The following is a 26,688-nucleotide window of genomic DNA, read 5'->3' on the forward strand; positions in this document are numbered from 1 at the left end:
TCATCTGATGAATCCGCAGATCTGGTCACATATAGACTTCTGGTCCCATATCGGTGCGGCGTTTTTCGGTGCGGCAATTGTCATATGGCTTTGGCAGCGTCATGGCAGGTCGGCCAGCCATATACATATGCTGATCGTCGCGGTTGCTTTCACCAGCCTTTGGTCGCTTGTGCATGCCATTAACGGGCATATGGCCGTGCTGACTATCTTTGCGGAAATTGTGAGGAATTTTGCCTGGTTGGCATTTATGTACAGCCTGTTCCGCTCAGGCGGGAAAAATACAGGTCCCAAAACAGTCACGGCAATTTACTATGTGCTGGGCACCATTTTGATGGCTCAGATAGCGATCGATAGTCTGGGAATATTCTTCAATATTGAGGGTAAATCGGCACAACTGGTACTTTACTCCGGCATTGTCATGCGCATGCTGTTCGTGGTCGGTGCATTGGTACTTGTGCACAACCTCCATACATTGTCATCGCTCACCAAACAGGCCTGGGCACGGTTACCCGTCCTCGGGCTTGCGATATTATGGGTTTATGACTTGAATCTTTATACGATTGCCTATCTTTCGGGCGAACTGTCACCGGAGCTGATGGCTCTGCGCGGCGCGATGTGCGTGTTTGTGATCCCTTTATTCGCTTTTACCACGCAGCGCGGCGAGGCGCGCCCAGTGCATCTTTCACGTTCCATGGCGTTTCAGTCATTTTCGCTGGTTGCAATTGGTGGTTATCTTGCCGTCATGGTGCTGCTTGCCAAGGTGATACAGCTGATTGGCGGAGATTATGCGCGGCTGGCGCAGATCAGTATTGTATTCGGCATGTCGATGGCGGCGCTGTTTTTTCTGCCGTCGGGCAAATACCGCGCCTGGTTCAAGGTCAAGATTGCCAAGCACCTGTATCAGCACCGGTATGACTACCGTTCGGAATGGATGCGCTTTACTGACACGATCGGGCGTCCTTCAGCGGATTCTGCGCCATTTCATGAACGCGTGATACAGGCCGTGGCTGATATTCCCGAAAGCCCCGCTGGACTGTTGCTGACGCCCAATGAAAATGGTCGACTGGAACTGCAAGCGCGCTGGAACTGGCCGGCGATAAAAGTGCCCGCAAATGCATGCAAGGCAGGTACGATGGCCTATTTTGAAAGAACAGGCGATATTGTGGAACTGGCGCGGCTGCGTTCGGGTGATGATGAACATTGTGACGTACAGGCCGTCCCGGCCTGGCTATTGTCGGAGCAAAGCGCGTGGGTACTGGTGCCACTGGTCCACTATAACCGGCTGGCAGGGCTAGTGGTGCTTTCGCGGCCGCCCTTTATGCGCACGCTGGACTGGGAAGATTTTGACATGCTGCGCGTCGTAGGGCGGCAGCTTGCAAGCTATCTGGCCGAGGAGAAGGGGCAGGAGGCACTGCTCCAGTCGCGCCAGTTTGACGAGTTTAACCGCAGGTTTGCCTTCGTGATGCATGATATCAAGAATATTGTGAGCCAGCTCAGCTTGGTTGCGCGCAATGCGGAAAAACATGCGAATAACCCGGATTTTCGCGCCGATATGGTCGATACCCTGCGCGGATCGGTGGACCGGATGAATGGCCTCTTGGCCAAACTGTCGCAATATGGCCGCACACCCAGCGATGAAAGCGCACATGTCGATACACTAGCGATTATCAGGAAGGTAGCCGATGAAAAATCACCGGCGCATGATGTCCGGGTACTGGGCATGGAGACAATGTCCGTGACTGCAAATGCCGATAATCTGGAGCAGGTGGTGAGCCACATTGTCCAGAACGCTATTGATGCGAGCGGTGAGGGACAGCCGGTCATGCTCAAAAACTACCGTGATGGCCTGTTTGGCTGCATTGAGGTGTTCGATACGGGTGAAGGCATGACGGCGGATTTTGTCCGTTCCAAACTGTTCAAGCCATTTGTTTCCAGCAAGAATGACGGTTTCGGGATCGGTGCCTATGAAGCACGCACGCTGGTCGAGGCGATGCAAGGCCGGATTGAGGTGGAAAGCCGTGCAGGCGAAGGCAGCCGTTTCACCATCCGCCTGCCGCTCGCAAAATATGATGATGCGCCAGAAGAAAACCTTGAACAGAAAGAGAAAGCAGCCTGATGGTAGAGAAAAATAGCAAGAACCTGCCCAAACTGTTGGTGGTCGAGGATGATGCAGGTCTGCAGAAACAGCTGAAATGGGCTTATGAGGATTTCACTGTCCTGTTGGCGGGAAGCCGGGAAGAAGCACTGACTTTGCTGCGTTCGGAAGAACCCGATGTAGTGACGCTCGATCTGGGCCTTCCGCCAGACCCCGACGGCACGACTGAAGGTTTCGCCGCGCTCGAACAGATATTGCAGGCCAAACCGGGCACCAAGGTGATTATCGCCTCTGGCCACGGAGCGCGCGAAAGCGCGCTGCAGGCAATGGCGCAGGGCGCTTATGATTTTTACAGCAAGCCGGTTGATATTGACGAGTTGGGTATGATCGTAAAGCGCGCATTCCATGTCCATGCGCTGGAACGTGAAAATATCGCGTTACAGGCCAAGGTAGGTGAGGATCACCGCGTACTGGGTCAGATGGTGACCGCTGCGCCGGAAATGATGCAGGTAGCGCACACGATTGAACGTGTCGCGAATACCAATGTTTCGGTCATGCTGCTTGGTGCGAGTGGTACCGGCAAGGAATTGTTGGCGCGCGGCGTGCACGACCAGAGCGAGCGCAAGGCGCAACCATTTGTAGCGATCAATTGTGCAGCCATTCCCGAAAACTTGCTGGAAAGCGAACTTTTTGGCCATGAGAAAGGGGCTTTTACCGGCGCAGTCAAGACCACCGAAGGCAAGATCGAAATGGCCAATGGCGGCACATTATTTCTGGACGAAGTGGGCGATATACCGCTGCCTCTCCAGGTGAAATTGCTGCGTTTTTTGCAGGAGCGCGTTGTTGAACGCATTGGCGGGCGCAAGCCGATACCTGTCGATACGCGTATTGTATGTGCCACGCATCAGAACCTGGAAGCAATGATTGGCGAGGGCAGTTTCCGTGAGGATCTCTATTATCGCCTGGCTGAGATTGTGATCCGTATACCCGCATTGGCGCAAAGGCCTGGTGATGCGCCACTGCTCGCCAAGCATTTCCTCGCCAAATATGCGGCGGAATACCAGCCGATGGTCAAGGGTTTTGCCCCTGATGCATTGGCGGCTATCGACAGCTGGCAATGGCCCGGTAATGTGCGCGAGTTGGAAAACCGGGTAAAGCGCGCTGTCATCATGGCCGATGGCAAGTTGGTGACAGCTGCCGACCTTGATATGGCGCAGGGCGAAGAGGAGACAAGTGAATTCCTGAACCTGAAGGCTGCACGCGAAGTGGCTGATCGCAAAGCCATCCGTCACGCACTGGCACGGACCGAAGGCAACATTTCAAACGCTGCAAAGCTGCTGGGTGTCAGCCGACCGACATTATATGATTTGCTCAAGCAATACGATCTGCAGAATTAGGTAAAGCGGATATCTAACAGTCTTCGAGAGACAGAAGTTCCTGTGGAGAGATGCCGATCCGTTTCATCTGTCTGACAACAGGCGGCCAGACGTTTTGCATGAAATTATCACGCTCCTGCGTGCGCAGCTTTTCCGTGGCGCCGCCTGCGACATACATGCCAACACCGCGTTGCACCTCGACCAGGCCATCGTCCTGAAACCCCTGATAGGCTTTGGCAACGGTGAGTGGATTTGCACCTTGCTTCGCTGCAAAGCTGCGTACGGATGGCAGCATGTCGCCTTCCTTGTACTCGCCGCTTAGAATGGAGGCCGCGATAATATCACGCAATTTAAGATATACGGGTTTGGTTGCTTCAGTCATACTGCATCACTGCCATAATACAGCGCGTCAGGTCAAGGGTTTTCCTATCCGCCATCCCATTCGGACAGTATATCATCGAGCCTTGGCCGCGGGCGTTCTTCGGGTGGTTTGGCAGGCGATCCAAGATACATAAAAGCGGCAATACGCTCTGGCGCCGCTCCGAAAAAATCACGCACGGCGTCGCTATAGGCAGGCCAGCCGGTAATCCAGCCGCCGACAAATTCGTGCACATGTGCGGCGTGCAATATGTTCATGCAGAATGCACCGGTGCTCAGTTCCTGTTCCCATGCAGGGATTTTGCTGCTTTCGCGGGGGGAGTGTAAAATGACCAGCAATTCAGGCGCATGACGGGCAAACATATCCATCGCCTCAAGCTCCAGCCTGCCGGCATCGGTTTTTTCCGCAAGGTAAGCCGTTTGCAGTTTTTCGGACAGAAGCGGACGCTGGCTGGATTTTACATGAACGGCACGCCAAGGGGCAAGTTTGCCATGGTCGGGCGTGCGTAGCGCGTTGGCAACGATATCACGCAGTGCAGCCGGATCCGGTCCGGGTGCGATCATGTCACGCGGGCGGCATGAACGGCGGGTGGCAATATAGGATGCGGCAGAAGTCAGGTCGTTAAACATGAAAAACCATGTAGGGAATATGTCGGAAAATCGCCATAAATTTATAGCAATTGAAACAATCTTCTTCACACGAGCAATTTTTTGGCTACTGTGCGGGAATCAAAATGCCCGTAAGTGGCATGTATGGGGGAGAAATATTCTCCACAAATTGTTGAATTCACCCGTAATTTCCCGGGTCCGAGAATATCTGAAGGTATGAATTTATGACTTTTGAGCTAGTGCTTTTCTATGGTGCGGTGGTTGTTCTTGCTGCATTCCTGCTTGGCGGCCTGTTTATTGTGACACGTCCGCAACCCGAATTTGCGGGACATCCAAAAGGGCTTTTTGTCCTTTTCCTTGCCGAAATGTGGGAACGTTTTTCCTATTACGGCATGCGCGCATTGCTGATTTTCTATCTCGTCCAGCATTGGATGTTTTCTGATAGTGAAGCCAGTATCATATATGGTGCATATACGGCTCTGGTCTATATCACACCTGTAGTTGGTGGCTATTTGGCGGATAAGTACCTGGGCCAGCGCAAAGCGGTTCTGTTTGGTGCTGTGCTGCTGACGATCGGTCACTTTTTCATGGCCTTTGAGGGCAGTGGCGGACAATCTGATCCGGTTATCAATGTCTTCTGGCTTGCTCTTGCTCTCATCATTGTGGGTTCAGGCTTTCTGAAAGCCAATATCTCGGTGATTGTCGGTCAACTTTATTCACGTACGGATATCCGCCGTGACCCGGCTTATACAATTTTCTATATGGGCATTAACGTTGGTGCGGCGACGGCATCCATTATCTGTGGTTATCTGGGGCAAACCTACGGTTGGCAATATGGCTTTGGCCTTGCTGGAATCGGTATGCTGATCGGTCTGATCTTCTTCGTACTCGGTAAGCCATTGCTGATGGGCAAAGGCGAGCCGTCTAACCCGGAATACCTGCGTGAAACCGTTGGCGGTTTCAAACGCGAATGGTTATTTTACGGCATCGGTCTCCTGATGGTTGCCCTCTGCTGGACACTGGTACAGTATCAGCAAGTTGTCGGTTATTTCCTTGGCGGTTTTGGTGCCATTTTGGTGGGTTATGTTATGCTCACCGCTGTAACCAAGCTAACATCAGAAGAGCGTGATCGTATTTTTGCGGCTATGTTCCTGATTTTTGTCTCCATTGTCTTCTGGGCATTGTTTGAACAAGCGGGCTCCAGTCTCAACCTCTTCACAGACCGTCATGTTGACCGTGCGGGTGTGGAAGCATCCATGTTCCAGTCAATCAACGCAATCTATATCATCTTGCTTGCACCGGTTTTCGCAATGATCTGGCAGTTTCTTGGCCAGCGCGGGGCAGAACCTTCCGCACCGATGAAATTTGGCCTTGGCGTTGTGCAGGTTGGTATTGGCTTCCTGGTGCTGGTATGGGGCGCACGTTCAGTGGGCATTGATATTCCGACACCGGTTATCTTTATCTTCCTGCTCTACCTATTGCACACCACTGGTGAGCTTTGCCTCAGCCCAGTGGGCCTTTCGGCGATGAACCGTCTGGCTCCGTCGCATATGGCCTCACTGATTATGGGTGTATGGTTCTTTGCTTCGGCAACCGGTAATTTCGCTGCTGGCCTAATAGCCTCGGCTACAGGCGCAGAAGGCGTTGGTGAAACCGCCGGTAAAGAGGTAGTGCTGGATGTTTATCAGACAGTTGGTCTGTATGCTGTGGGCATTGGTGTTGCCGTGATGGTGATCAGCCCGTTCATCAAGAAACTGATGCACCTGGATACATTGGCGGACGAGACGATTGATGATGACCTGCTTGGTCAGAGCGATATCGGTGAACCACAGGCGGCGGGCATTCATCCTGCCACCCGTGACTAATCCGGCACGATAGGGAAAACTACTTATAGGGGAAACCGTATGCGCATAGCTTTGTTGGCACCATTGCTGTCAATTGCAATGGTGGGATGTGCCGCCAGCTCTTCGGATAACAAGGTCCAGAGCAATGGCAGTGCCGAAACTGACAAGACAGAGCGTGTACGGTTCTCCGATAATCCTTATCCCTCTACCTATAAACCTTATCCGTCCGCTGCGACTGTCATAACCGGGGCTACCGTTTATGACGGGGAGGGCGGACGTATTGATAGCGGCGTGGTGTTCCTGTCAGGTGGGAAGATTGTCTCTGTCGGGGGGCCGGATACGGCTATACCGGACGGTGCGACAGTGCTTGACGGCACTGGAAAATATGTAACGCCTGGCATTATCGATGTGCACAGCCATCTGGGCAATTATCCATCGCCTTCGGTCGATGCGGTATCAGACGGCAATGAAGTGACCGGACCTGTCACGCCCGATGTATGGGCGGAACACGGCGTATGGCCGCAGGACCCGGGGTTCAGCCGCGCGCTCGCTAATGGCGGCGTGACGTCACTGCAGATACTTCCTGGCTCGGCCAACCTGTTCGGCGGCCGTTCAGTGACGCTGAAAAATGTGGCCGCCCGCACTACACAGGCGATGAAATTTCCCGATGCGCCCTATGGCCTGAAAATGGCGTGTGGCGAAAACCCGAAACGTGTTTATGGCTCACGGCGGCAGAAACCTGGCAGCCGGATGGGCAATCTGGCGCTCAACCGCCAGACTTGGGCAAAGGCGGTGGAATATAAGCGCCGCTGGGACAAGTATGCCGATAAAGGCGGTACGCCGCCTGCGCGAAATATCGGCATGGATACGCTGAAAGGTGCATTGGAAGGCAAGATCAAAATCCACAACCACTGTTACCGCGCCGATGAAATGGCGACGGTGATCGATATGGCCAAGGAATTCGGTTATACCGTATCGGCGTTTCATCACGCAGTTGAAAGCTACAAGATTGCCGACCTGCTGCGCGACAATGGCATTTGTTCAGCAATGTGGGCCGACTGGTGGGGGTTCAAGCTGGAAGCCTATGACGGGATTCCGGAAAATGCGGCACTGGTTGAAAATGCCGGAGCCTGCGCCATCATTCACAGCGATGATGAGGACCAGATACAAAGGCTTAATCAGGAAGCGGCAAAAGCACTGGCCGATGGCCGCCGCATGGGGCTGGATATCAGCGATGCGACAGCGATCCGCTGGATCACCTATAATGCCGCGAAAGCGCTTGGTATTGAGGAGCGCACCGGCAGCCTGAAAGCTGGCAAGATGGCAGATGTCGTACTGTGGAACGGCAATCCCTTGAGCGTATATTCGCGCCCCGAAAAAGTCTGGGTGGATGGCGCGCTGCTTTACGATGCGAACGATCCTGCACGCCGTCCGGTGAGCGACTTTGAACTTGGCCAACCTGGTGAGGGAGATGTGAAATGAAGAAATATCTTCTCTTCGCATTGGCATTGATCGCCGCACCTGCCGCCGCCGAAACCGTGGCTATAACAGGCGGCAAGGTCGTAATTGGCGATGGCAGCGCTCCGGTTGAGGGCGGCACGGTCGTGCTGCGCGATGGCAAGGTAGTTGCTGCTGGCAGCGATGTATCTATACCCGCGGATGCGCGGCGGGTGGATGCAACGGGCCGCTGGGTGACACCAGGTATTTTTGCAGGGTTCAGCCGGGTTGGGCTCAGTGAAATTGGCGCCGTCAGCCAGACCAATGATATTAGCGGTGGCAGCTCTGCCTATAATGCGTCGATAGACGTCGTTCCGGCCATCAATCCAAAAGCATCGGCCATCGCTGTCAACCGTACGGCGGGGGTGACCCGTGCCGTTGTAGCACCTTCAACCGGACGGAATATTTTTGCCGGGTTCGGTGCTGTGATTGACCTGGGGCAGGATTATGATGCCATAACCAAGGCGCGCGCCTTTCAGTTTGTCGAATTTGGGGAAAGCGGCGCAGCAGAAGCAGGCGGCAGCCGCAGCGCGCTTTATGCTGAGTTTCGCTCCATGCTGGCCGAAGCGGCGCGTTATGCACGTGGACCAGTGTCATATGATTCTGATATTCTCACACGCTCTGATGCCCGCGCACTGCAGGATGTGATAAATGGCCGTGTCCGGCTTGTTGTTCATGTCGAACGCGCGTCGGATATATTGCAGCTTATCAAGCTGGGCCGTGAATATCCGCGCATCAAACTGGTGATGGTGGGGGTAAGCGAAGGCTGGCTCGTGGCGGACAAGATCGCGGCATCAGGCATTCCGGTGATTGCATCCGCGCTGAATGACCTGCCCGAATCATTTGAAAGCATTGCCGCGACACAGTCCAATATCGGCCGCATGAAGCGCGCCGGGGTCAATATCGCCATTGGCATGATTAATGACTGGGACCAGACACAGCTGCGCTATTCGGCCCAATATGCGGGTAACCTTGTGGCGATTGGCAAGATCCCGGGCGCGAGCGGCCTGAGTTGGGACGAAGCATTTGCCGCTATTACATCAGGTCCTGCCAAGACACTGGGGATCGACGGCCGTATCGGGTCGCTCAGGCCAGGCAGGGCGGGCGATGTGGTAATATGGGACGGAGATCCGCTTGAGCTGTCCTCGGCGCCTGTCATGGTGATGATTGACGGCGTGCAGCAATCTCTTGACAACCGGCAGGCACGTTTGCGCGAACGGTACCGTACCCCGGAAGAAGACACACTGCCAAAAGCCTATGAAAGGTAGTCCAACGCCGCAATCAAGGAGACATAAGTCATAAACCCTGTAATTGCTCTGCTGCTTGCTTGTACGGCTTTCGTCGCCAGTCATTTTATCATGTCACACCCTATGCGCGATGGCCTTGTAGCACGCTTTGGTACGGGCGGTTTTCTGGGGCTTTATTCGCTGGTTGCGGCGATTTTCCTGGGCCTGATGATCTGGGCCTATATGTCTATCCCGTCCAGTGCGCCTTATTGGGGCGCAGGACGCGGTATATGGGACAGCGCGACGCTTGTCATGCTTGTGGCGTCCATTCTTTATGTCGGCTCAAATATCCGCAATCCCGCACTGCCGAATCCGAAAGCGGCTGAGCGGGATATCCCCCCTCCACATGGCGTGTTTCGCATCACACGCCATCCGATGATGTGGTCATTCGCGCTTTGGGCGCTGGTGCATATCATGATCGCGCCGCGGATCGATAATTTCATCCTGATGGGCAGTATTATCTTCCTCGCACTGGTCGGCGCGCATATGCAGGACCGCAAGAAGGAACGGCTATTGGGCGATGCGTGGCGGCAATGGAAATCGGCGACCAGTTTCATACCGTTTGGCAGGGGGCTGGCCGCACCAGGCTGGATCGCATTTGTGGGCGGTATTCTGCTATGGCTTCTCGCCACCTGGCTACATGCGCCGCTGGGCGCGCCTGAAGCAGGCATATGGTCTTACCTGTAGTATTACAGCCGCACCATTTTCATCAACTCATCGCCATAGCGTTTGCCCGCGGTACCGCCGACTGGTGCGGCTTTGTCCAGCGCTTCCAGCTCATCACCGGTGAGCGCAATATCCACGGCGGCCATGCTGTCCTCCAGCGTCGCCCGCCGTTTACTGCCAGGAATAGGCACGATATTGTCACCTTGAGCCAGCAGCCATGCCAGCGCTACCTGTGCGGGTGAGCGGCCATGCGCTTCGGCAATAGTCCCGACCACCTCGACCATTTTCAGATTCTGGTCAAAATTTTCCTCGCTATATCGCGGGTCACGGCGACGATAATCATTCTCTGGCAGGTCATCGCGCGACTTGATCTGGCCGGTCAGGAAACCTCGGCCTAGCGGGCTATAGGGTACAAAACCTATACCCAGTTCGTCACAAAGCGGCAGGATTTCCTCTTCCACATCGCGTTCCCATAGCGAATATTCGCTTTGCAATGCAGTAATAGGGTGTTCTTCATGCGCTACCCGAATTGTGTCCACGCCGGCCTCGGACAGGCCCAGAAAGCGGACCTTGCCTTCCTCCACCAATCGGCCCATTTCGCCGATTGTTTCCACAATCGGTACATTGGGGTCGACGCGGTGCTGGTAAAACAGATCGATAGTATCGATACCAAGCCTTTGCAGTGATCCTTCGCAGGCGCTGCGGACATTGGCTGGGGTAGAGTCCACACCGTGAAACCCGCTCTCGTCAAATTTGAACCCGAATTTGGTGGCAATCACAAGGCGGTTGCGCCTGTCCTTGATCCCGCGGGCGAGTAGCTCCTCGTTCTTGTGTGGGCCATAGACTTCGGCCGTGTCGAAAAACGTCACGCCCAGCTCTATGGCACGATCAATCGTGGCAAGCGATTCCTGCATATCCGCCGTGCCATACATTGCGCTGCCAATACCTGCCATCGGCATACAGCCAAGCCCGAGGGCTGATACTTCAAGATCGTTTCCCAGGGTGCGATACTTCATAAGCCTGTGTCCCTTTGTATCTGCGGAATTTTATTGTCCGATCTGGCGAGCGGAATTTCGCCGCGCGCGGAGCGGCCCATATAATCCAGTAAGTCGCGGCGTAATTCCGGTGCGAACAGGTATAGCGCAATAACATTGGGTATGGCCATCAGGAAAAAAGCGCTGTCAATCAAGTCGAACACACTGTTTTTGTCGAGCAGGGCGGCCACGGGCAGTACAAAAATATAGGCAAGCTTATAACCCAAAGAGCGCCATTTTCCGGCGCCGAACATATATTCAAATCCCTGCAGGCCGTAAAATCCCCATGCGCATAACGTGCTGTGCGCGAACAGCAGTACAGCAAGTGTCAGCAGCCATGGGAACCAGCTTGAAATCTGGGCAAATGCTGCGACCGTAATGCTGATATCGCCTTCTGGAACTTGCCATGTGCCCGCCAGCACGATGGCAATCGCCCCAAGCGAACAGACGATCACGGTATCGATAAATGGCTCCAGCAGGGCAACAAGCCCCTCGGAAGCGGGTTCATGGGTGCGGGCCTGCGCATGGGCGACAACGGCCGAACCAACACCCGCTTCGGATGAGTAGACCGCGCGCTGCATGCCGACGATAAAAGCGCCAACCATGCCGCCTGCCACTGCGTCACCGGAAAAGGCGTCGCTCACTATCAGGGCGATGGCATTTGGCACTTCGGCAAAGTTCACGGCGATGATAATCAGCACGCCCGTGAGATATATCAGCGCCATGAATGGAACGAGAATGGATGTCACGCGGCCAAGGCGCTTGACCCCGCCAATCACCACCAGGCCAACGAAAAAGGCCATGACAAGGCCGAAGATCAGCTTGTTGTTAAAACTGTTTTCCATACCGCTGGTGGAAACCAGTGCGGACAGGCTCTGATTGACCTGCACCATGGGGATTGCACCGACGAACAGCAGTACGGCATAGATACCGCCGAGTACCAGTCCCAGTTTTGCCATGCCTTTGGCGCGAAAACCGTTTTTCAGGGAGTACATCGGCCCGCCACGCACTGTGCCATCGGCATCGACTTCGCGGTATTTGAGGCCCAGCGTGACCTCCGCGCATTTCAGTGTCATTGCAAAGAAACCGATGATAAACATCCAGAATGCTGCACCTGGTCCGCCGCTGGCTATGGCGACCGCGACCCCGGCGATATTGCCTAGGCCCACCGTGCCCGACAATGCGGTGGTCAGTGCGGAAAACTGCGAGATATGCCCCGGGGCTTTCGGATCGTCATAACGCCCGCGCAGCACACGGAATGCAGTCGGTATGGCGCGCAGATTGATAAAGCCGAACCAAATCGTGAAAATCACCATTGGTATGGCCAGCCACAACACCACCCACGGAATTTCACTTCCGAAAAAAGGGATTTTCATGAATACCGTGCTGTTCAGCCAGCTAATCGCATCTGTCAGGAAATTGATCATCCCGCCAACTCTGGCATGTTCCGGCCATGACAGGAAGTAAATATTTCCCCCTGCGGCCTTCCCACCCTTGCATGGCGGCGGGCTTTACGTGCATGACAGGACATAAGTAAGAAACAGTGCGGGCGAACCATTTATGCAGAGAAAATTTTTTGGCACGGACGGTATCCGGGGGCGTACCAATAAGGGCAACATGACCGCAGCCACGGCGATGAAGGTCGGGCAGGCTGCGGGCACGTATTTTCTGCGCGGTGACCATCGCCACCGCGTAGTAATTGGTAAGGATACGCGGCTTTCCGGCTATATGATGGAATCCGCATTGGTGGCCGGTTTTACCAGTGTTGGCATGGACGTCGTCCTGCTGGGCCCGATGCCAACGCCGGCAGTGGCGATGCTGACCCGTGAAATGCGCGCTGATCTGGGTGTAATGATATCGGCCAGCCATAACCCCTATGAGGATAATGGTATCAAGCTGTTTGGTCCTGATGGTTTCAAGCTGTCCGATGAGGATGAAACGGCCATCGAAACACTGCTTGAGAGCGATATTGCGCTGGCGGATGCGCCCGAAGTGGGACGTGCTAGGCGGATAGATGATGCGATGGGCCGCTATATCCATGATGTAAAAGGGTCTCTACCCGACCATATACGGCTCGACGGCCTGCATATCGTGCTCGATTGTGCGCACGGTGCGGCGTATAAAGTCGCCCCGGCGGCGCTTTGGGAATTAGGTGCGAAGATAACCGCGATTGGCGTCGAACCCAATGGCCGTAATATCAATGATGGTGTGGGGTCCACCCATACGAAAGAGTTGCAGAAACGCGTTGTAGAAGAAGGCGCGGATATCGGCATTGCGCTGGATGGTGATGCGGATCGGCTGATTGTCGTCGATGAAAAAGGTCAGGTCGTGGATGGCGACCAGATCATGGCGTTGATCGGCACCGAATGGCACCGGCATGGCATATTGAGCGGCGGCGGTGTGGTGGCCACTGTCATGTCGAATCTGGGCCTGGAGCGCTATCTGCAGGGGCAGGGGCTCGAACTGGTGCGCACCAAGGTTGGCGACCGCCATGTACTCGAAGCAATGCGCAAGGGCGGCTATAATGTCGGCGGAGAGCAGTCGGGCCATATGATCCTGATTGACCATGCGACAACAGGCGATGGCACGATGGCGGCGCTTCAGGTACTGGCGGCGCTGGTGGAAAGTGGCAAGCCGGCCAGTGAACTGCTGCGCCTGTTCAATCCGGTGCCGCAGCTTCTTAAAAACGTGCATTTTTCGGGTGGCAAGCCGCTGGAGGATGCTGAGGTCCAGGCGGTAATTGCCGAGGCTGAAAAAGAACTGGATGGTAGTGGCCGTCTGGTCATCCGTCCTTCAGGAACAGAGCCGGTCATCCGTGTGATGGCGGAAGGCGATGATGCGGCACAGGTCGAACAGGTTGTCGACCGGATATGTGCAAAAGTAGCGGAGGTAGCCGAATAATGCTGGAGATGCGTCCCGATTGCGAACGGTGTGGTAAAGATGTGAGCGTGCATGAAAAGGGGGCACATATCTGTTCGTTCGAATGCACATTCTGTTTCGAATGCGCCAAGGGACCGTTATCTGGCACATGCCCTAATTGCGGTGGACCACTGCATTTGCGTCCACCCCGGCCAGAGGCGCTGCTGACAAAGTTTCCAGCGAGCACTGAGCGGAAATATAAGCGCAACGCATGATAAAAACACCGCGTATATTGAGCATTGCAGGCTCCGATAGCGGCGGCGGTGCGGGTATTCAGGCGGACATCAAGACAATCACGATGCTGGGCGGTCATGCGATGACTGCGATAACTTCGGTGACAGCGCAAAATTCACGCGGGGTTGATGCAGTACACGGCATACCCACACAGATGGTATTGCAACAGATAGACGCTGTTATCAGCGATTTTGGGATTGATGCTGTTAAAATTGGCATGATTGGGTCGGCTGAAACAACTATGGCTGTCGCAGACAAGCTAGCAGATATCGCTGATAGCGTACCGATCATACTTGACCCTGTAATTGTGGCGACCAGTGGCGCGGTGCTGGCGGATGATGCAACTATCGCTGCGTTTGGAAAACTGATGGATATTGCTACGCTCACCACGCCCAACCTGCCCGAACTCGAAGCGCTCGGCGGAGAGGCGGCTGTGCTGGAGCATGGCTCGGTATTATTGGTTAAAGGCGGGCATATGAAAGTCGGACAGGGGGCAGGGGATATGCTCACCGACCGGTTGATTGGACAGCAAGGCGAAATTGCAGCCTGGAGCGATCCCCGCATTGATACACCGCATATGCATGGCACGGGCTGCACCCTGTCGAGCGCGATTGCGGCCTATATGGGGCATAGCCTGCCGCTGGAAGATGCCACTGCCCGGGCGCGGCATTTTGTCCGCATGGCACTACACAGCGCGCCTGATATTGTGCCGGGTAACGGACCAATGGGCCATGGCGACGTGCGGCTTGACGCTGCACTGCCCATGCCGATGCTAAACCAGTTTACCATCGGGTGCAGCGATTATACCGCATCAGTGGCTTTCTATAAAAAACTGGGCTTTACGCAGATAGTGGACAGCCCGCCACGCTATGCCCGCTTTGAAACCGGCGGCGGCGTCACTTTTTCGCTGCATGCCACTGATAAAGCGCCTGGCGATAATGTGATCTATTTTGAAAGCGCGAATATTGACCAATGGTGTGCTGAATTAGTCCAATCGAGCCTCACATTTGACCAAATGCCGCGCGACGAAAGCTGGGGCTGGCGTGAGGCGCGTCTGCGCGACCCACATGGCAATAGTGTCTGCTTATATCACGCCGGCGAAAACCGCCGCTTCCCGCCATGGCGGATAAAAGGATAGCTGGGATGGGCAATATAACAGAGACTGAAATTACGGGCGGACAGGCCATCGCGCCGGAAAATACCAATACGCCCACCAAAGCGCCTGCTACACCTGCTGAAGAAGCAGGCAAGATCAATATCAATTTTTCGCAGGGCCTCCCCGGCTTTCTGGCCGCCAATGGCATATCCATTGGTTTTACGTCTTATCAGACAGGGCGGCTCTACCTGATTGGTCATAGCGCGGATGGCAAGCTGGCGCTGCATGAGGCGATTTATCCGCAGGCCATGGGCGTGACCGGGGATGCGAGCCGCATTTACCTGGGCACACTGACCCAGATTGTGCGGATGGAAAATGTGCTTGGCCCGGATCAACAGACCAATAATGCGCACGATAAAGTCTACGTGCCGCGTAACATGCAGACAACGGGCAATGTCGACATTCATGAACTGGGGATAAGGCATGACGGCAGGATAGTGTTCGTCAACACGCGCTATAGCTGCCTGTGCGAACCTAGCCTGACGCACAGTTTCAAGCCCGTATGGAAGCCCGATTTCATATCGAAGCTGGCATCCGAAGACCGCTGCCACCTGAATGGGCTGGCCATGCATGAAGGAAAGCCCAGATATGTAAGCGCTGTATGTCGCAGTGATGTGGCGGATGGCTGGCGTGACCGGCGGCATGACGGCGGTATCATAATTGACGTGGATACAGATGAGATTGTGGCTGAAGGCCTGTCCATGCCGCACAGTCCACGTGTGCATGATGGACAGCTATGGGTGCTTAATTCAGGCAGCGGTGAAATGGGCACGATCAATATGGGTAGCGGCGCATTTGGACCTGTGGCTTCCTTTCCCGGCTTTCTGCGCGGGTTGGCATTTCATGGCGGGCATGCTTTTGTAACGCTGTCCAAACCGCGTCACGGCCGGTTTGAAGGACTGGAACTTGATAAAAAGCTGGAGGAGAAAGCCGCCGATGCGTGGTGCGGCGTGCAGATTGTTTCGCTGAATAATGGCGATGTGGCACAGTGGATCCGCTTTGACGGGGCGATTACTGAATTGTTTGATGTCTGTGTGCTGCCAGCAGTGAAAAACCCGATCACATTGGGACCGCAATCTTCGGAAATACGTGACTTTGTGACGTTTGAAACGCCCGAATGGGTGAGCGGATAACCAGATCACTGGAGTAGAACGAAAAGGGCCAGGCGATATGCCCGGCCCCATTTTGCGTTGCTATGGCAAGAAGCCATTATCCCATATTGGCGTTGACCATTGAATATAGCATAGGCAGCGACAGCAACGTATTGGTGCGTGAAGCCATCATTGCGATTTTTCCGGCATTTGCTTTTTGTTCGTCGCTTGCTTCGACAATACCGAGTGCTTTTTTCTGGTTCGGCCAGATAATGAACCACACATTGGCTGCCATGATGATGGCCAGCCACATGCCGATACCTATGAGCCGGTAACCTTCCTGCAGCATCAACGCCTGATGCAGAAAACCGCCAAGATGTGCAACAATCAAGCCAGTAAGTACTGTAAATGCAGCTGCCCAGCGGAAATAGAATAGTGCACTTGGCGCGATGTGCTTGGAGATTGCCGGTTTCTGTTCAGCCGGTATGGCAGCCATGGCCGGTATTTGTACAAAATTGAAATAGTAAAGCAAACCTATCCACAAGATGCCGATAAATGCGTGGAACCAGCGGAATATCTGGTTTGCAGTGGTTGCATCACCATGCGCATAGAATATCAATGCGATCGCGAGTACCAACCCGATCAAAAGTGTGGTGTTAAGATTTCCCAAGATTTTAGCCATTTTCTCTCCCCCTGTTGCCGTACCCATATTTGGGTTGCTATCGCAACATTATGGGATTGGCGCGTGATTGTCACATCAAAAAAACCGGCAAGAAGGGGTTTACTCCAAATTAGCGACCACCATATGCAACTTGCGCAGCGTTTATGTGTTTATCGCATGAAGCCTATATAATTAATCAATCTGATGGAGATTCCAGACATGGCATTTGCACTTCCCGACCTTCCCTATGACAAGACAGCTTTTGGTGACATCATGTCGAAAGACACGTTCGATTATCACCATGGCAAGCACCATAATGCCTATGTCGGTAAGACCAATGACGCGGTTGCCGGCACCGACCTGGAAGGCAAGAAGCTTTCCGAAGTGATCAAGGCAGCACACGCGAGCGGTAACAAGGGCCTTTTCAACAATAGCGCGCAGGTTTGGAACCACAGTTTTTTCTGGCAGTGCCTGAGCCCGGAAACACAGGAAATGCCTGCAAATCTGAAAGCCAAGATAGAAGAGTCATTCGGTTCGGTTGATGCGTTCAAGGAACAGTTCAAGAATGAGGCCGTTGGCCATTTCGCAAGCGGCTGGGCATGGTTGGTGCTAAATGGTGACAAGCTGGAAATCACATCACTGCACGATGCGGATTCCCCGGTTGCGCACAGTATGAAACCGCTGCTTACACTCGATGTGTGGGAACATGCCTATTATATCGATTATCAGAATGCACGCCCCGGCTATGTCGGCACCGTTCTGGACAAAGCGATCAACTGGGAATTTGTGGCACAGAATCTGGACGGTGAGGGCATAAGCCGCGCGGACCAGGGCTAAAGCCTGTCATAACTGAAATAAGAAAAGGCGGGCCATATCGGTCCGCCTTTTTGTTTAATGGGTTGGGGTGGGAATATAGTCACGACTCTATAACTCGCCCAGGCGAACGATAAAAATATCGCTCCCACCCCTGCTGTCACCTTATCGTGCGGCGGTTAAGATTTTTTAAACTGCTATATGATTTGAATTACTGGCTATTTTCGCTGGTTTTCTCTTCGCCGTCCTCGACAACCAGCCCATGGCGCATCAGCATGGGGATTTGTGACATTGTGAAAATGAACGATGCAGCAGTAAAGCCCCAGACTTTGGCCGTGAGCCATGTATCGAATGAGAACCATTCCGGGCGGCGCAATATTTCATTGGCAATAGCCAGTATGATGAAAAAAACACCCCAATTGCGTGACAGTTTAAGCCAGCCTGCATCATCGACACCTTCAAAAGCGGCCTGAAGCAGATATTTGAGCATTGCCTTGCCGCGCAACAGACCTGCAAACAGGATGGCTGCGAAAAAGCTGTAGATGATGGTGGGCTTGATCTGGATAAAGACCGGATCGTTGAAATAGATGGTGAGCGCGCCAAAACCTATCACCAGCACCGATGACAGCCACAGCATGGGTGAAATCTTGCCCAGTTTCCATTTTGACACGATCAGTGCGATGATGATCGCAATCATGAATGCGCCAGTACCTTTGATTGTGGCCGTAAGGGGGTTTTCCGATGGACCCGAAAAACGGTAGGTCAGAAAGAATATCAGGAGCGGCCCGAAATCAATCAGGAAATTAAGGCCGGCATGACCTTTTTTAACATCTTTTTGCGGATCGGCTGTTTCGCTCACTATTTGTCACCTCCGGCAATGACATGGGCCAGATAATCGGGATCAAAGGGGCGCAGGTCGTCAATGGTTTCGCCCACGCCAATAGCGTGGATTGGCATGCCATATTTTTCTGCTGCCGCGACCAGCACGCCGCCGCGCGCCGTGCCGTCCAGCTTGGTCATGACAAGGCCGGTGACGCCCGCCAAATCGCGGAAAGTTTCGATCTGCGACAATGCATTCTGGCCATTGGTGGCGTCGAGAACCAGCACCACATCATGCGGTGCCTCGGCGTTCAGTCTACCCAGCACGCGCCGGATTTTCGCAAGTTCATCCATAAGTTCGGATTTGTTTTGCAAACGACCTGCCGTATCGACAATCAGTACATCAATGCCGGTTGCTGTGGCGTGCTTGACGGCGTCATAGACAATGCCTGCTGCATCGCCGCCTTCCTTGCCGCTCATAATCTCTATGCCCAACCGGTCAGCCCAGATTTTTAGCTGGCCGATCGCGGCCGCACGGAACGTGTCACCCGCCGCCAGCAATACACCATAATCCTGTTCCTGAAACAGATGGGCAAGCTTGGCAATGGTGGTTGTCTTGCCCGATCCATTGACGCCGATGACCAGTATGACCTGCGGGCGCGGAAAGGCGACAATATCGAGCGGTTTGGCAACATCGCGCAGAATATTGGCAATTTCCGCCTGCACAATGTTGCGCAGGCCTGCTTCATCCAGGCCCTTCTCAAAACGTTCTGACGCCAGTTTTTCACGTACCCGCGCCGCCGCTTCCGGGCCAAGGTCGGACATGATGAGCGCATCTTCGATATCGCCGAGTTGCGTGTCATCCAGCTTTTCCTTTGTGACAATGCCGCTGATATTCTGTGTCAGGCGTTCTGATGTCTTTTTAAAGCCACCAAGCAGCTTTTCCGACCAGCCGGGCATGTCGCTATATCGTGTATATTCTTCTGTCATCTCAGATAGTTTCTGCAATCAGGTTCTGGTTATTCTGTGCGGCAATGCGTACGGGAACAAGTGTGCCGGGATCAGCCCTGCCCGCCAGTCTCAGTTTCGCGAAATTCTCCGCATGGCCGGTTTGGCCATCCTTTTCAACCAGCATATTCTGGGTACTGCCGATCAGCGAAACACGCCAATCGGACGCGACCTGGGAAACCGCGGCGCGCACTTCGGCGGCGCGCTGCTTGATAAGCGCCCGGTCAAGCTGCGGCATGCGTGCTGCCGGTGTGCCTTCGCGCGGGGAGAAAGGGAAGATATGGCCGTGCACAACCTGGCACTCTTTGACAATCGCGACATTGTTGCGATGCATATCTTCGGTTTCGGTCGGGAAGCCTGCGATAATGTCAGCGCCAATTGCTATTTCGGGTCGCTTTGCCTTGAGCCGTTCGACAAGCTCAATTGCTTGTGCGCGGTTATGGCGCCGCTTCATCCGTTTCAGGATCATATCATCGCCTGATTGCAGCGAAATATGCACATGCGGCATCAGGCGCGGTTCACAGGTAAGCAGGTCGAAAAGCCGATCATCAACCTCAACACCGTCCAGCGATGAAAGGCGCAGGCGGGGGAGGTCCGGCACAAGTTTCAATATACGCTCGACCAGCAGGCCAAAATGCGGAGCGCCGGGCAAGTCATGGCCATAGCTGGTAACATCGACACCCGTCAGAACCACTTCCTGATAACCATTATCCACCAGTTCACGGACCTTTTCGACCACTTCGCCGGCGGGCACCGAACGGCTGTTGCCGCGGCCATAGGGGATAATGCAGAAGGTGCAGCGGTGGTCACAGCCATTCTGCACCTCAACAAAGGCGCGGGAATGTTCGGCAAACGCAGTCGCCATATGCGGTGTGGTTTCGGTAACACGCATAATGTCGGCAACGCGGATTTTCGCATCATCGCCGCTATTGAAGCTTTCGGCCTGCAGTTTCTCACGGTTGCCCAGTACGCGGTCAACCTCTGCCATTTTGCCGAACATATCGGCATGTATCTGCGCGGCGCAACCGGTGACGACGACATCAGCATCGGGCCGGTCGCGTTTGGCACGGCGTATTGCCTGCCGGGTCTGGCGCACGGCTTCATTGGTGACGGCGCAACTGTTCACCACCACAATATTGGCATTGGCAGGGACCAGCTTTTTCATCGCTTCTGTTTCAGCAATATTCAGCCTGCACCCCATGGTGACAAATTCCGCGCCTTCCTTCATCCGGCTGGGCGGTTTGATTTCGGTCATGTCAGTGTATCCAGGTCTATCTCACCGCTAAAGACATAAGTGGCGGGCCCTGCCATGTGGATAGGCGCGTTGGCACCATCCCATTCCACCTGCAGCATACCGCCGGGCAGGTGTACCTTGACAGGGGAGGAGACAAGCTTGCGGCTTATCGCTGCCACGGCAGTCGCGCAGGCTCCCGTACCGCAGGCTTTGGTCAGGCCGGCACCGCGCTCCCATACGCGCAGATATATCTCACCGCCTTTTATATGCGCGACATTGACATTGATACGTTCAGGGAAAAGCGGATCATGTTCTATATCCGGGCCTATCGTGCCCAGATCGACCGCACCGCCATCACCAACAAAGAATATGACATGCGGATTGCCGACATTGACCGCAGCAGGAGAACGAAGATCGCCCCAGCTTACCGGCATATTGGCGGTGTCCATGGCATAATCCAGAGGTATTTCCTGCCAGTCAAAACGGGGAACACCCATATTGACGCGTGCAGCATCGCCGGTCAGTTCGCCCGAAATAACGCCGCCGTCTGTTTCGATAGATACGTCCTGGTCCAGCAATGTGACGACACAGCGTGATGCATTGCCGCATGCCTCGACCTCGCCGCCATCATGATTGAATATCTGCATGCGCACATCGGCTTTATCGGAAGCGTGCAGTACAATCAGCTGGTCGCAGCCTATGCCACCGTGCCGGTCGGCAAGTTGCCGCACTTTGCCTTCATCCAGGGCAAGCGGATTTTCGCGGCCATCGAAAATGATGAAATCATTGCCGAGTCCGTGCATTTTATGAAAAGCGGTTTTTGCCATTCCGCCGCTTTATTAGTGGTGGGCAAGCATGTCCAGTCTCGTGAGATGAAATTAGGGTCCAGGCCCTAGCGATTTAGCCGCTGCTTGAGCGTTTCGCTTCCAAGCCCGGCCTTGGCATGACTGCCGACATACGGTTTTCTGAAGCGATGTCCGGTGATGCATCTTTACGTAAATCTGCATCATGATTTCCGTTCAGCAAGTTCTTTTCGGCGAGCATTTTATGCGTCATGCCCATCGACTGCGGCCTGCCGTAAAGAAATCCCTGTCCCTTCATGCACCCTAGACTCTGTAAATGCGTAACAACGGCTTCATTCTCAATGCCTTCAGCTGTGATAGGCAGGTTCATGCTTTTGCCCAGTCCTGCAATGGCTTCTACGATTGCGGCACTTTCCGGGTTCTCATGGACCGAAGCAACGAAACTGCGGTCAATCTTGATACGGTCAAAGGGCAGGCTGCGCAGATGTGCAAGCGAGCTATAGCCTGTGCCAAAATCATCCAGGGCGACTCGAACACCCTGGTTTTTCAGGCTGTTTATGATCGTTTGCGCCATATCGACATTTTCAAACAGGCATGTTTCGGTAATTTCTACCTCAAGCCGATTGGCGGGCAGTCCTGTCTGCACCAGCAGCTTGACGATTTTTTGCGCCAGCCACGGGTCGCGGAGTTGCACTGGCGATACATTTACGGAAATGGTCAGCGCGCTGTCCCAATGACATGCATCGCGCATCGCCTGTTCCATGACGGCTTCTGACAGCTCATTTATCAAACCGCTATCTTCGGCAATCGGAATGAATATTTCCGGAAGCAGATTTCCAAGCTCTGGCGACTCCCAGCGTGCCAACACTTCAAAACCGATCAGGTCTCCGGTCTGTAAGTCCACCTGCTGTTCATAGAAAGGAATAAACTCGCCTTTGGCAATGCCGGCACGCATGGCGGATTCGATTTCGTTGCGTACCTGCACTTCGTCTTCCATGCTTTGTTCAAACCATGTGAAGCGGTTTCGCCCATTTTTCTTTGAAAAATACATGGCTATGTCGGCACGGCGCATGATGTTGTCAAAGCTCGTGATGTTCGGATCTGCATATGACACACCTATTGAGGTTGTCACATTTACTTCTGTTTGCGGGCCTATGATTGGGCGCGAGATACAATCGATAATGTCTTCGCAGACACGTTCAACAGTTTGCGGAGATTCAGGGTCGAATATAAAGGCACAGGCAAATTCATCACCACCAAGCCTGGATACAAGTGAATCAGAAGGCACCGCATGCTGCAATCTTTTCGAGATTTCGATAAGTACCAGATCGCCGGAATCATGCCCCTGAACATCGTTGATTGATTTGAAGTTATCCAGGTCAAGCATAAGGAAAGCCACAGTTTTTCTTATTTCCAGTGCTTCAACAATTATGTTTGACGTGCGTTCAGATAGTGTCCGCCTGTTAAGGCACTTTGTGAGTGGGTCAGTACATGCAATTGCCTTGGCTGTTTTTTCCGCAGCGCGGCGGATCACGATCTCATTGGCGAGTTCCCTGTAACGATTCCACCCAAATATTATCAGTGCGATATTGAGCATCATGGCCGCAGCTATAACATTATCCGGCCCGCTGCCATCTTCGTAATAGCTTGCAACAACCTTTGGCATGACAATGCTGCCGGTTCCGACAAACATCAATATTGCGGATAATATGATACCACTGGCAACTATATCTGTCTTGTACGTGTGCCGTGGTTTCAATAACTCAATGAAATTATGCATATATGGTCCTATTCGGATTGCTGTGAACTTTATTAGCGGCAACGCATAAAAAAATTCTTAACTATCGAAATGGTTATAACTATGTGCATTATGTGCTGCAGGTGCATCAAGGCTTGCATATGGGGTAAAGCGGGTGTAGTAGCGGCCTCAAGCAGGACGGGATTACCTGAGCTGTGATAAAATTGAGCTTACATCATACGGGTTCATCTGCAGTAAACGCTGGTCAGCGAGGTTTCGCTCACCGGCGGTTTTTGCGTGTCATATATGCCCGTTATGATCTGGATTTGGCCCAGCAAGGGCAGGAAGGACATATATGTTTGAGAACCTGTCTGATCGGTTGGGCGGAGTCTTTGACAAGCTGCGTGGCCGCGGTGCGCTGAAGGAACAGGATGTTCGTGACGCCATGCGCGAAGTGCGGATTGCCCTGCTCGAAGCTGATGTTGCACTGCCTGTAGTTAAGGATTTTGTGGCCAAGGTAACGGATAAAGCCGTGGGCCATGAAGTGCTGAAATCGGTGACGCCAGGGCAGCAGGTTGTCAAAATCGTCAATGATGCGCTCACCGAAATGCTGGGCGCGGATGCGAGCGAGCTGAATATTGGCGTTACACCGCCTGCCGTTATCATGATGGTGGGTTTGCAGGGCTCGGGTAAAACCACAACCACTGCCAAAATTGCCAAGATGCTGAAAGAAAAGCAGGGCAAGAAAGTGCTGATGGCTTCACTTGATGTGAACCGCCCGGCGGCGCAGGAACAGCTGGCGGTGCTGGGTGAGCAGGTGAGTGTGCAGACACTGCCTGTCGTTACCGGGCAGCAGCCGACCGAAATTGCAAAACGTGCGGTGCAATCCGCAAAACTACAGTCATTTGACGTGGTTATGCTCGATACCGCAGGGCGTTTGCACGTTGATCAGCAGCTAATGGATGAGATGAAGGCGGTAGCCGATATCTCTACGCCGGATGAAATGCTGCTGGTCGTCGACTCGCTGACGGGTCAGGATGCGGTAAACGTTGCGCAGAATTTCTCTGGCCAGGTTGACCTTACGGGTGTCGTTCTCACCCGTATGGACGGCGATGCGCGCGGCGGTGCGGCACTTTCGATGCGTACGGTTACGGGTAAGCCCATCAAGTTCGCCGGTGTCGGTGAGAAAATGGACGCTCTCGAAGCATTCCACCCCGACCGCGTCGCCAGCCGTATATTGGGCATGGGCGACATTGTGTCGATGGTCGAACGCGCGGCTGAAACGGTCCAGAAAGAAGATGCTGACAAGCTGGCCGCGAAAATGGCCAAGGGTCAGTTCGACATGAACGATCTGCGCATGCAACTGAAACAAATGACGCAGATGGGCGGACTCGGTGCGCTGGCGGGCATGATGCCAGGCATGAAAAAAGCGAAGGCCGCGATGCAAAAAGGCGGCATGGATGACAAGCTGCTGGTGCGCATGGATGCGATGATTGGCTCCATGACGCCATTGGAGCGTGAACGCCCGGCCTTATTGAATGCTAAGCGCAAAATTCGCGTGGCCAAAGGTTCCGGTACCACGGTGCAGGACGTCAACCGGCTCCTTAAAATGCATAAGGAGATGTCCGGTGCGATGAAGAAAATCCGCAAGATGGGTGGTCTGAAAGGTTTGGCCGCAATGATGGGTAAGGGCGGTGGTATGCCCCCAGGTATGGGTGGTGGCGCCCCTGGAGGCCTGCCTGGAAATATGGGCGGGCAGGGAAGTCTTCCCGACCTGTCGGGTACGGATATTCCACCGGATTTAGCAAAATTACTTAAGAAATAAAATTCAATTCAGTATTTAATAATTTAACATTAAAGGAAAATATTATGGCAGTTGTAATGCGTCTTTCACGCGGTGGTTCAAAAAAACGTCCTTACTACCGGATCGTTGTTGCAGACAAACGTAGCCCGCGTGACGGTAAATACCTGGAGCAGATCGGCATGTATAACCCACTGCTCGCCAAGGATGACGAAGGCCGTGTCAAAGTTGATACGGACCGCGCAAAATACTGGCTGGGCGTAGGCGCACAGCCTTCTGACCGTGTCGCGCGTTTCCTGGACGCTGAAGGCCTGTACGAGCGCACAGCACGCAACAACCCGAAAAAAGCGGAACCTGGCGAGAAAGCCAAGGAACGCGAAGAAGAGCGTAAGGAAAAAACCGCGGCTGCTGAAGAAGCGGCCAAGGAAGCTGCTGCTGCGCCTGCGGAAGAAGAAGCTGCTGCACCTGAAGCTGAAGCAGCTCCGGCTGAAGAGGCGAAGGAAGATGCTCCTGCTGTTGAAGAAACCAAGGAAGAAGCTCCCGCCGAAGAAAAAGCGGAAGGCTAAGCCTTGGCTAAAGCTGATACCTCCGTTGCGCTCGCCGTCATTATTGGCGCGCAGGGCGTGACGGGGGAAGTCAGGCTGAAACTGTTTACGGACAGTATCGACAGCCTGAAGATCCATAAAAGCTATAATGTGGGCGCACTGACCCTCAAAAATATCCGCCACCACAAAGTGGGTGCGGTGGCGCGTTTTGCCGAGATTACCGACCGCAATGCCGCAGAGGCGGCGCGCGGAACCGACATCACCATATCCCGTGCTGATCTGCCTGATTTGGCAGAAGATGAATATTATCACGCCGATGTGATTGGTTTGCCCAGCGTTTCCAGCGAGGGCGAAGAATTAGGTAAAATTTGCGCAATTTATGACTATGGCGCAGGCGATGTGATCGAAATCGAACGCGCAAATGGCAAGAAGTTCATGGTGCCCGTCACTGCGCTGGATATTGGCGACGGCAAAGCAGTTATCGACGTGGTTTTCGTTGAATGACCTTCACCGCACAAATCCTCACACTTTACCCAGACATGTTTCCGGGGCCGCTCGGCACATCCTTAGCGGGCAAGGCGTTGGAGCAGGGGAAATGGACTTGCAACCCCATTCAGATGCGCGATTTTGCGACAGATCGCCATCGCAGTGTCGATGATACGCCTGCGGGCGGCGGTGCGGGCATGGTGCTGCGCGCCGATATATTGGGGCAGGCGGTCGATTATGCGCTGGAACAGCAGCCTGGTACGCCGGTTATTGCGATGACGCCGCGCGGAAAACCCCTCACACAAAGGCGTGTGCGTGAACTTTCCGCTGGCCCTGGTGTCAACATATTATGCGGTCGTTTTGAAGGATTTGACGAGCGGATTTTCGAAGGCCGCGATATCGAAGAGGTCTCGATTGGTGATTATGTGCTCTCGGGCGGTGAAATGGGTGCTTTAGTGCTATTAGATGCTTGCATTCGCCTGCTTCCCGGGGTAATGGGCGCTTCTTCAAGCGGAGATGACGAGAGCTTTGAAACGGGCCTGCTCGAATATCCGCAATATACCCGGCCGTCTCTTATATCTACTTGACGCTGCCG

24 protein-coding genes and 1 pseudogene are annotated in these 26,688 nt (G+C 53.9%); 15 read left to right on the forward strand and 10 right to left on the reverse strand.

The window, feature by feature from the left end:
* Positions 1–7 precede the first annotated feature (7 nt).
* Positions 8–2,116 carry an XrtA/PEP-CTERM system histidine kinase PrsK gene (gene prsK, locus G6Q15_RS07390; protein ID WP_164117270.1) on the forward strand — a complete coding sequence of 703 codons (2,109 nt, stop codon included), beginning with the start codon at positions 8–10 and terminating at the stop codon, positions 2,114–2,116.
* Positions 2,116–3,492, forward strand: a complete 1,377-nt coding sequence (gene prsR / locus G6Q15_RS07395; protein ID WP_164117272.1) for a PEP-CTERM-box response regulator transcription factor — start codon at positions 2,116–2,118, stop codon at positions 3,490–3,492. The genes prsK and prsR overlap by 1 nt, the downstream gene beginning before the upstream one ends.
* A 13-nt stretch (positions 3,493–3,505) precedes the next feature.
* Here the strand turns inward: prsR and G6Q15_RS07400 are convergent, their stop codons facing one another.
* Both G6Q15_RS07400 and G6Q15_RS07405 read right to left on the reverse strand, forming a co-directional pair.
* A complete protein-coding gene (locus G6Q15_RS07400; protein WP_164117274.1) occupies positions 3,506–3,853 on the reverse strand; it encodes a GntR family transcriptional regulator in 348 nt (115 codons plus the stop codon).
* Between the two features lie 44 nt (positions 3,854–3,897).
* A complete protein-coding gene (locus tag G6Q15_RS07405) occupies positions 3,898–4,479 on the reverse strand; it encodes a nitroreductase (protein ID WP_164117277.1) in 582 nt (193 codons plus the stop codon).
* Between the two features lie 203 nt (positions 4,480–4,682).
* On the opposite strand from G6Q15_RS07405, the gene G6Q15_RS07410 reads away from it, so the two are divergent.
* The 4 genes from G6Q15_RS07410 to G6Q15_RS07425 are packed head-to-tail and all read left to right on the forward strand — an operon-like array spanning position 4,683 to position 9,772.
* A complete protein-coding gene (locus G6Q15_RS07410; RefSeq protein ID WP_164117279.1) occupies positions 4,683–6,323 on the forward strand; it encodes a peptide MFS transporter in 1,641 nt (546 codons plus the stop codon).
* Between the two features lie 39 nt (positions 6,324–6,362).
* Positions 6,363–7,784: an amidohydrolase gene (locus tag G6Q15_RS07415; RefSeq protein WP_164117281.1), complete on the forward strand. Its 1,422-nt coding sequence runs from the start codon at positions 6,363–6,365 to the stop codon at positions 7,782–7,784.
* Positions 7,781–9,067 (forward strand): amidohydrolase family protein, encoded by a 1,287-nt coding sequence (locus G6Q15_RS07420; protein ID WP_164117283.1) that lies wholly within the window; start codon positions 7,781–7,783, stop codon positions 9,065–9,067. Before G6Q15_RS07415 ends, G6Q15_RS07420 begins: the two co-directional genes overlap by 4 nt.
* A gap of 51 nt (positions 9,068–9,118) precedes the next feature.
* The gene (locus G6Q15_RS07425; protein WP_345940291.1) at positions 9,119–9,772 is read left to right on the forward strand and encodes an NnrU family protein; all 654 of its coding nucleotides are present in this window, start codon (positions 9,119–9,121) and stop codon (positions 9,770–9,772) included.
* Between the two features lie 2 nt (positions 9,773–9,774).
* Here G6Q15_RS07425 and G6Q15_RS07430 read toward each other — a convergent pair whose 3' ends face one another.
* Positions 9,775–10,767: an aldo/keto reductase gene (locus G6Q15_RS07430; protein WP_164117286.1), complete on the reverse strand. Its 993-nt coding sequence runs from the start codon at positions 10,765–10,767 to the stop codon at positions 9,775–9,777.
* Positions 10,764–12,212 (reverse strand): alanine/glycine:cation symporter family protein, encoded by a 1,449-nt coding sequence (locus G6Q15_RS07435; RefSeq protein WP_164117288.1) that lies wholly within the window; start codon positions 12,210–12,212, stop codon positions 10,764–10,766. The genes G6Q15_RS07430 and G6Q15_RS07435 overlap by 4 nt, the downstream gene beginning before the upstream one ends.
* Before the next feature lie 133 nt (positions 12,213–12,345).
* On the opposite strand from G6Q15_RS07435, the gene glmM reads away from it, so the two are divergent.
* The 4 genes from glmM to G6Q15_RS07455 are packed head-to-tail and all read left to right on the forward strand — an operon-like array spanning position 12,346 to position 16,227.
* Entirely contained in the window at positions 12,346–13,686 is a 1,341-nt protein-coding gene (glmM, locus tag G6Q15_RS07440) for a phosphoglucosamine mutase (protein WP_164117290.1), read from the forward strand.
* On the forward strand, positions 13,686–13,919 hold the full coding sequence (locus G6Q15_RS07445) for a DUF1272 domain-containing protein (RefSeq protein ID WP_164117292.1): 234 nt from the start codon (positions 13,686–13,688) through the stop codon (positions 13,917–13,919). The genes glmM and G6Q15_RS07445 overlap by 1 nt, the downstream gene beginning before the upstream one ends.
* Positions 13,916–15,076 carry a bifunctional hydroxymethylpyrimidine kinase/phosphomethylpyrimidine kinase gene (gene thiD, locus G6Q15_RS07450; protein ID WP_205518116.1) on the forward strand — a complete coding sequence of 387 codons (1,161 nt, stop codon included), beginning with the start codon at positions 13,916–13,918 and terminating at the stop codon, positions 15,074–15,076. The genes G6Q15_RS07445 and thiD overlap by 4 nt, the downstream gene beginning before the upstream one ends.
* A 5-nt stretch (positions 15,077–15,081) precedes the next feature.
* A complete protein-coding gene (locus G6Q15_RS07455) occupies positions 15,082–16,227 on the forward strand; it encodes a TIGR03032 family protein (protein WP_240330801.1) in 1,146 nt (381 codons plus the stop codon).
* Between the two features lie 76 nt (positions 16,228–16,303).
* On the opposite strand, the gene G6Q15_RS07460 is transcribed toward G6Q15_RS07455, so the two are convergent.
* Complete coding sequence (locus G6Q15_RS07460) at positions 16,304–16,867, reverse strand: urate hydroxylase PuuD (RefSeq protein ID WP_164117296.1); 564 nt, start codon at positions 16,865–16,867, stop codon at positions 16,304–16,306.
* A 198-nt stretch (positions 16,868–17,065) separates the two neighbouring features.
* On the opposite strand from G6Q15_RS07460, the gene G6Q15_RS07465 reads away from it, so the two are divergent.
* Positions 17,066–17,683 (forward strand): superoxide dismutase, encoded by a 618-nt coding sequence (locus tag G6Q15_RS07465; RefSeq protein WP_164117298.1) that lies wholly within the window; start codon positions 17,066–17,068, stop codon positions 17,681–17,683.
* A gap of 187 nt (positions 17,684–17,870) precedes the next feature.
* On the opposite strand, the gene G6Q15_RS07470 is transcribed toward G6Q15_RS07465, so the two are convergent.
* From G6Q15_RS07470 to G6Q15_RS07490, 5 genes are all read right to left on the reverse strand, one after another.
* Positions 17,871–18,518, reverse strand: coding sequence for an inner membrane-spanning protein YciB (locus G6Q15_RS07470; protein ID WP_164117300.1), 648 nt, complete (start codon positions 18,516–18,518; stop codon positions 17,871–17,873).
* Complete coding sequence (gene ftsY, locus G6Q15_RS07475) at positions 18,518–19,468, reverse strand: signal recognition particle-docking protein FtsY (RefSeq protein WP_240330802.1); 951 nt, start codon at positions 19,466–19,468, stop codon at positions 18,518–18,520. Before ftsY ends, G6Q15_RS07470 begins: the two co-directional genes overlap by 1 nt.
* 1 nt (position 19,469) lies before the next feature.
* The gene (gene mtaB, locus G6Q15_RS07480) at positions 19,470–20,741 is read right to left on the reverse strand and encodes a tRNA (N(6)-L-threonylcarbamoyladenosine(37)-C(2))-methylthiotransferase MtaB (protein ID WP_240330803.1); all 1,272 of its coding nucleotides are present in this window, start codon (positions 20,739–20,741) and stop codon (positions 19,470–19,472) included.
* Entirely contained in the window at positions 20,738–21,547 is an 810-nt protein-coding gene (gene dapF, locus G6Q15_RS07485; protein WP_164117302.1) for a diaminopimelate epimerase, read from the reverse strand. Before dapF ends, mtaB begins: the two co-directional genes overlap by 4 nt.
* 73 nt (positions 21,548–21,620) lie before the next feature.
* Positions 21,621–23,303 (reverse strand): EAL domain-containing protein, encoded by a 1,683-nt coding sequence (locus G6Q15_RS07490; RefSeq protein ID WP_164117304.1) that lies wholly within the window; start codon positions 23,301–23,303, stop codon positions 21,621–21,623.
* 313 nt (positions 23,304–23,616) lie between these two features.
* Here G6Q15_RS07490 and ffh point away from each other — a divergent pair, with 313 nt between their 5' ends.
* The 4 genes and pseudogenes from ffh to trmD all read left to right on the forward strand — a co-directional run.
* A complete protein-coding gene (gene ffh, locus G6Q15_RS07495; protein ID WP_164117307.1) occupies positions 23,617–25,086 on the forward strand; it encodes a signal recognition particle protein in 1,470 nt (489 codons plus the stop codon).
* A 44-nt stretch (positions 25,087–25,130) separates the two neighbouring features.
* Positions 25,131–25,628, forward strand: coding sequence for a 30S ribosomal protein S16 (gene rpsP / locus G6Q15_RS07500; RefSeq protein ID WP_164117309.1), 498 nt, complete (start codon positions 25,131–25,133; stop codon positions 25,626–25,628).
* A gap of 3 nt (positions 25,629–25,631) precedes the next feature.
* Positions 25,632–26,111, forward strand: a complete 480-nt coding sequence (rimM, locus tag G6Q15_RS07505; RefSeq protein ID WP_164117311.1) for a ribosome maturation factor RimM — start codon at positions 25,632–25,634, stop codon at positions 26,109–26,111.
* Positions 26,108–26,662: pseudogene (trmD, locus tag G6Q15_RS07510) on the forward strand (tRNA (guanosine(37)-N1)-methyltransferase TrmD); the annotation flags it as partial. The gene rimM and the pseudogene trmD, both read left to right, overlap by 4 nt.
* Between the last annotated feature and the right edge of the window lie 26 nt (positions 26,663–26,688).

This window comes from Sphingorhabdus sp. Alg239-R122 (genome assembly GCF_900537065.1).
In the GTDB taxonomy this organism is placed as follows: Bacteria; Pseudomonadota; Alphaproteobacteria; order Sphingomonadales; family Sphingomonadaceae; genus Alg239-R122.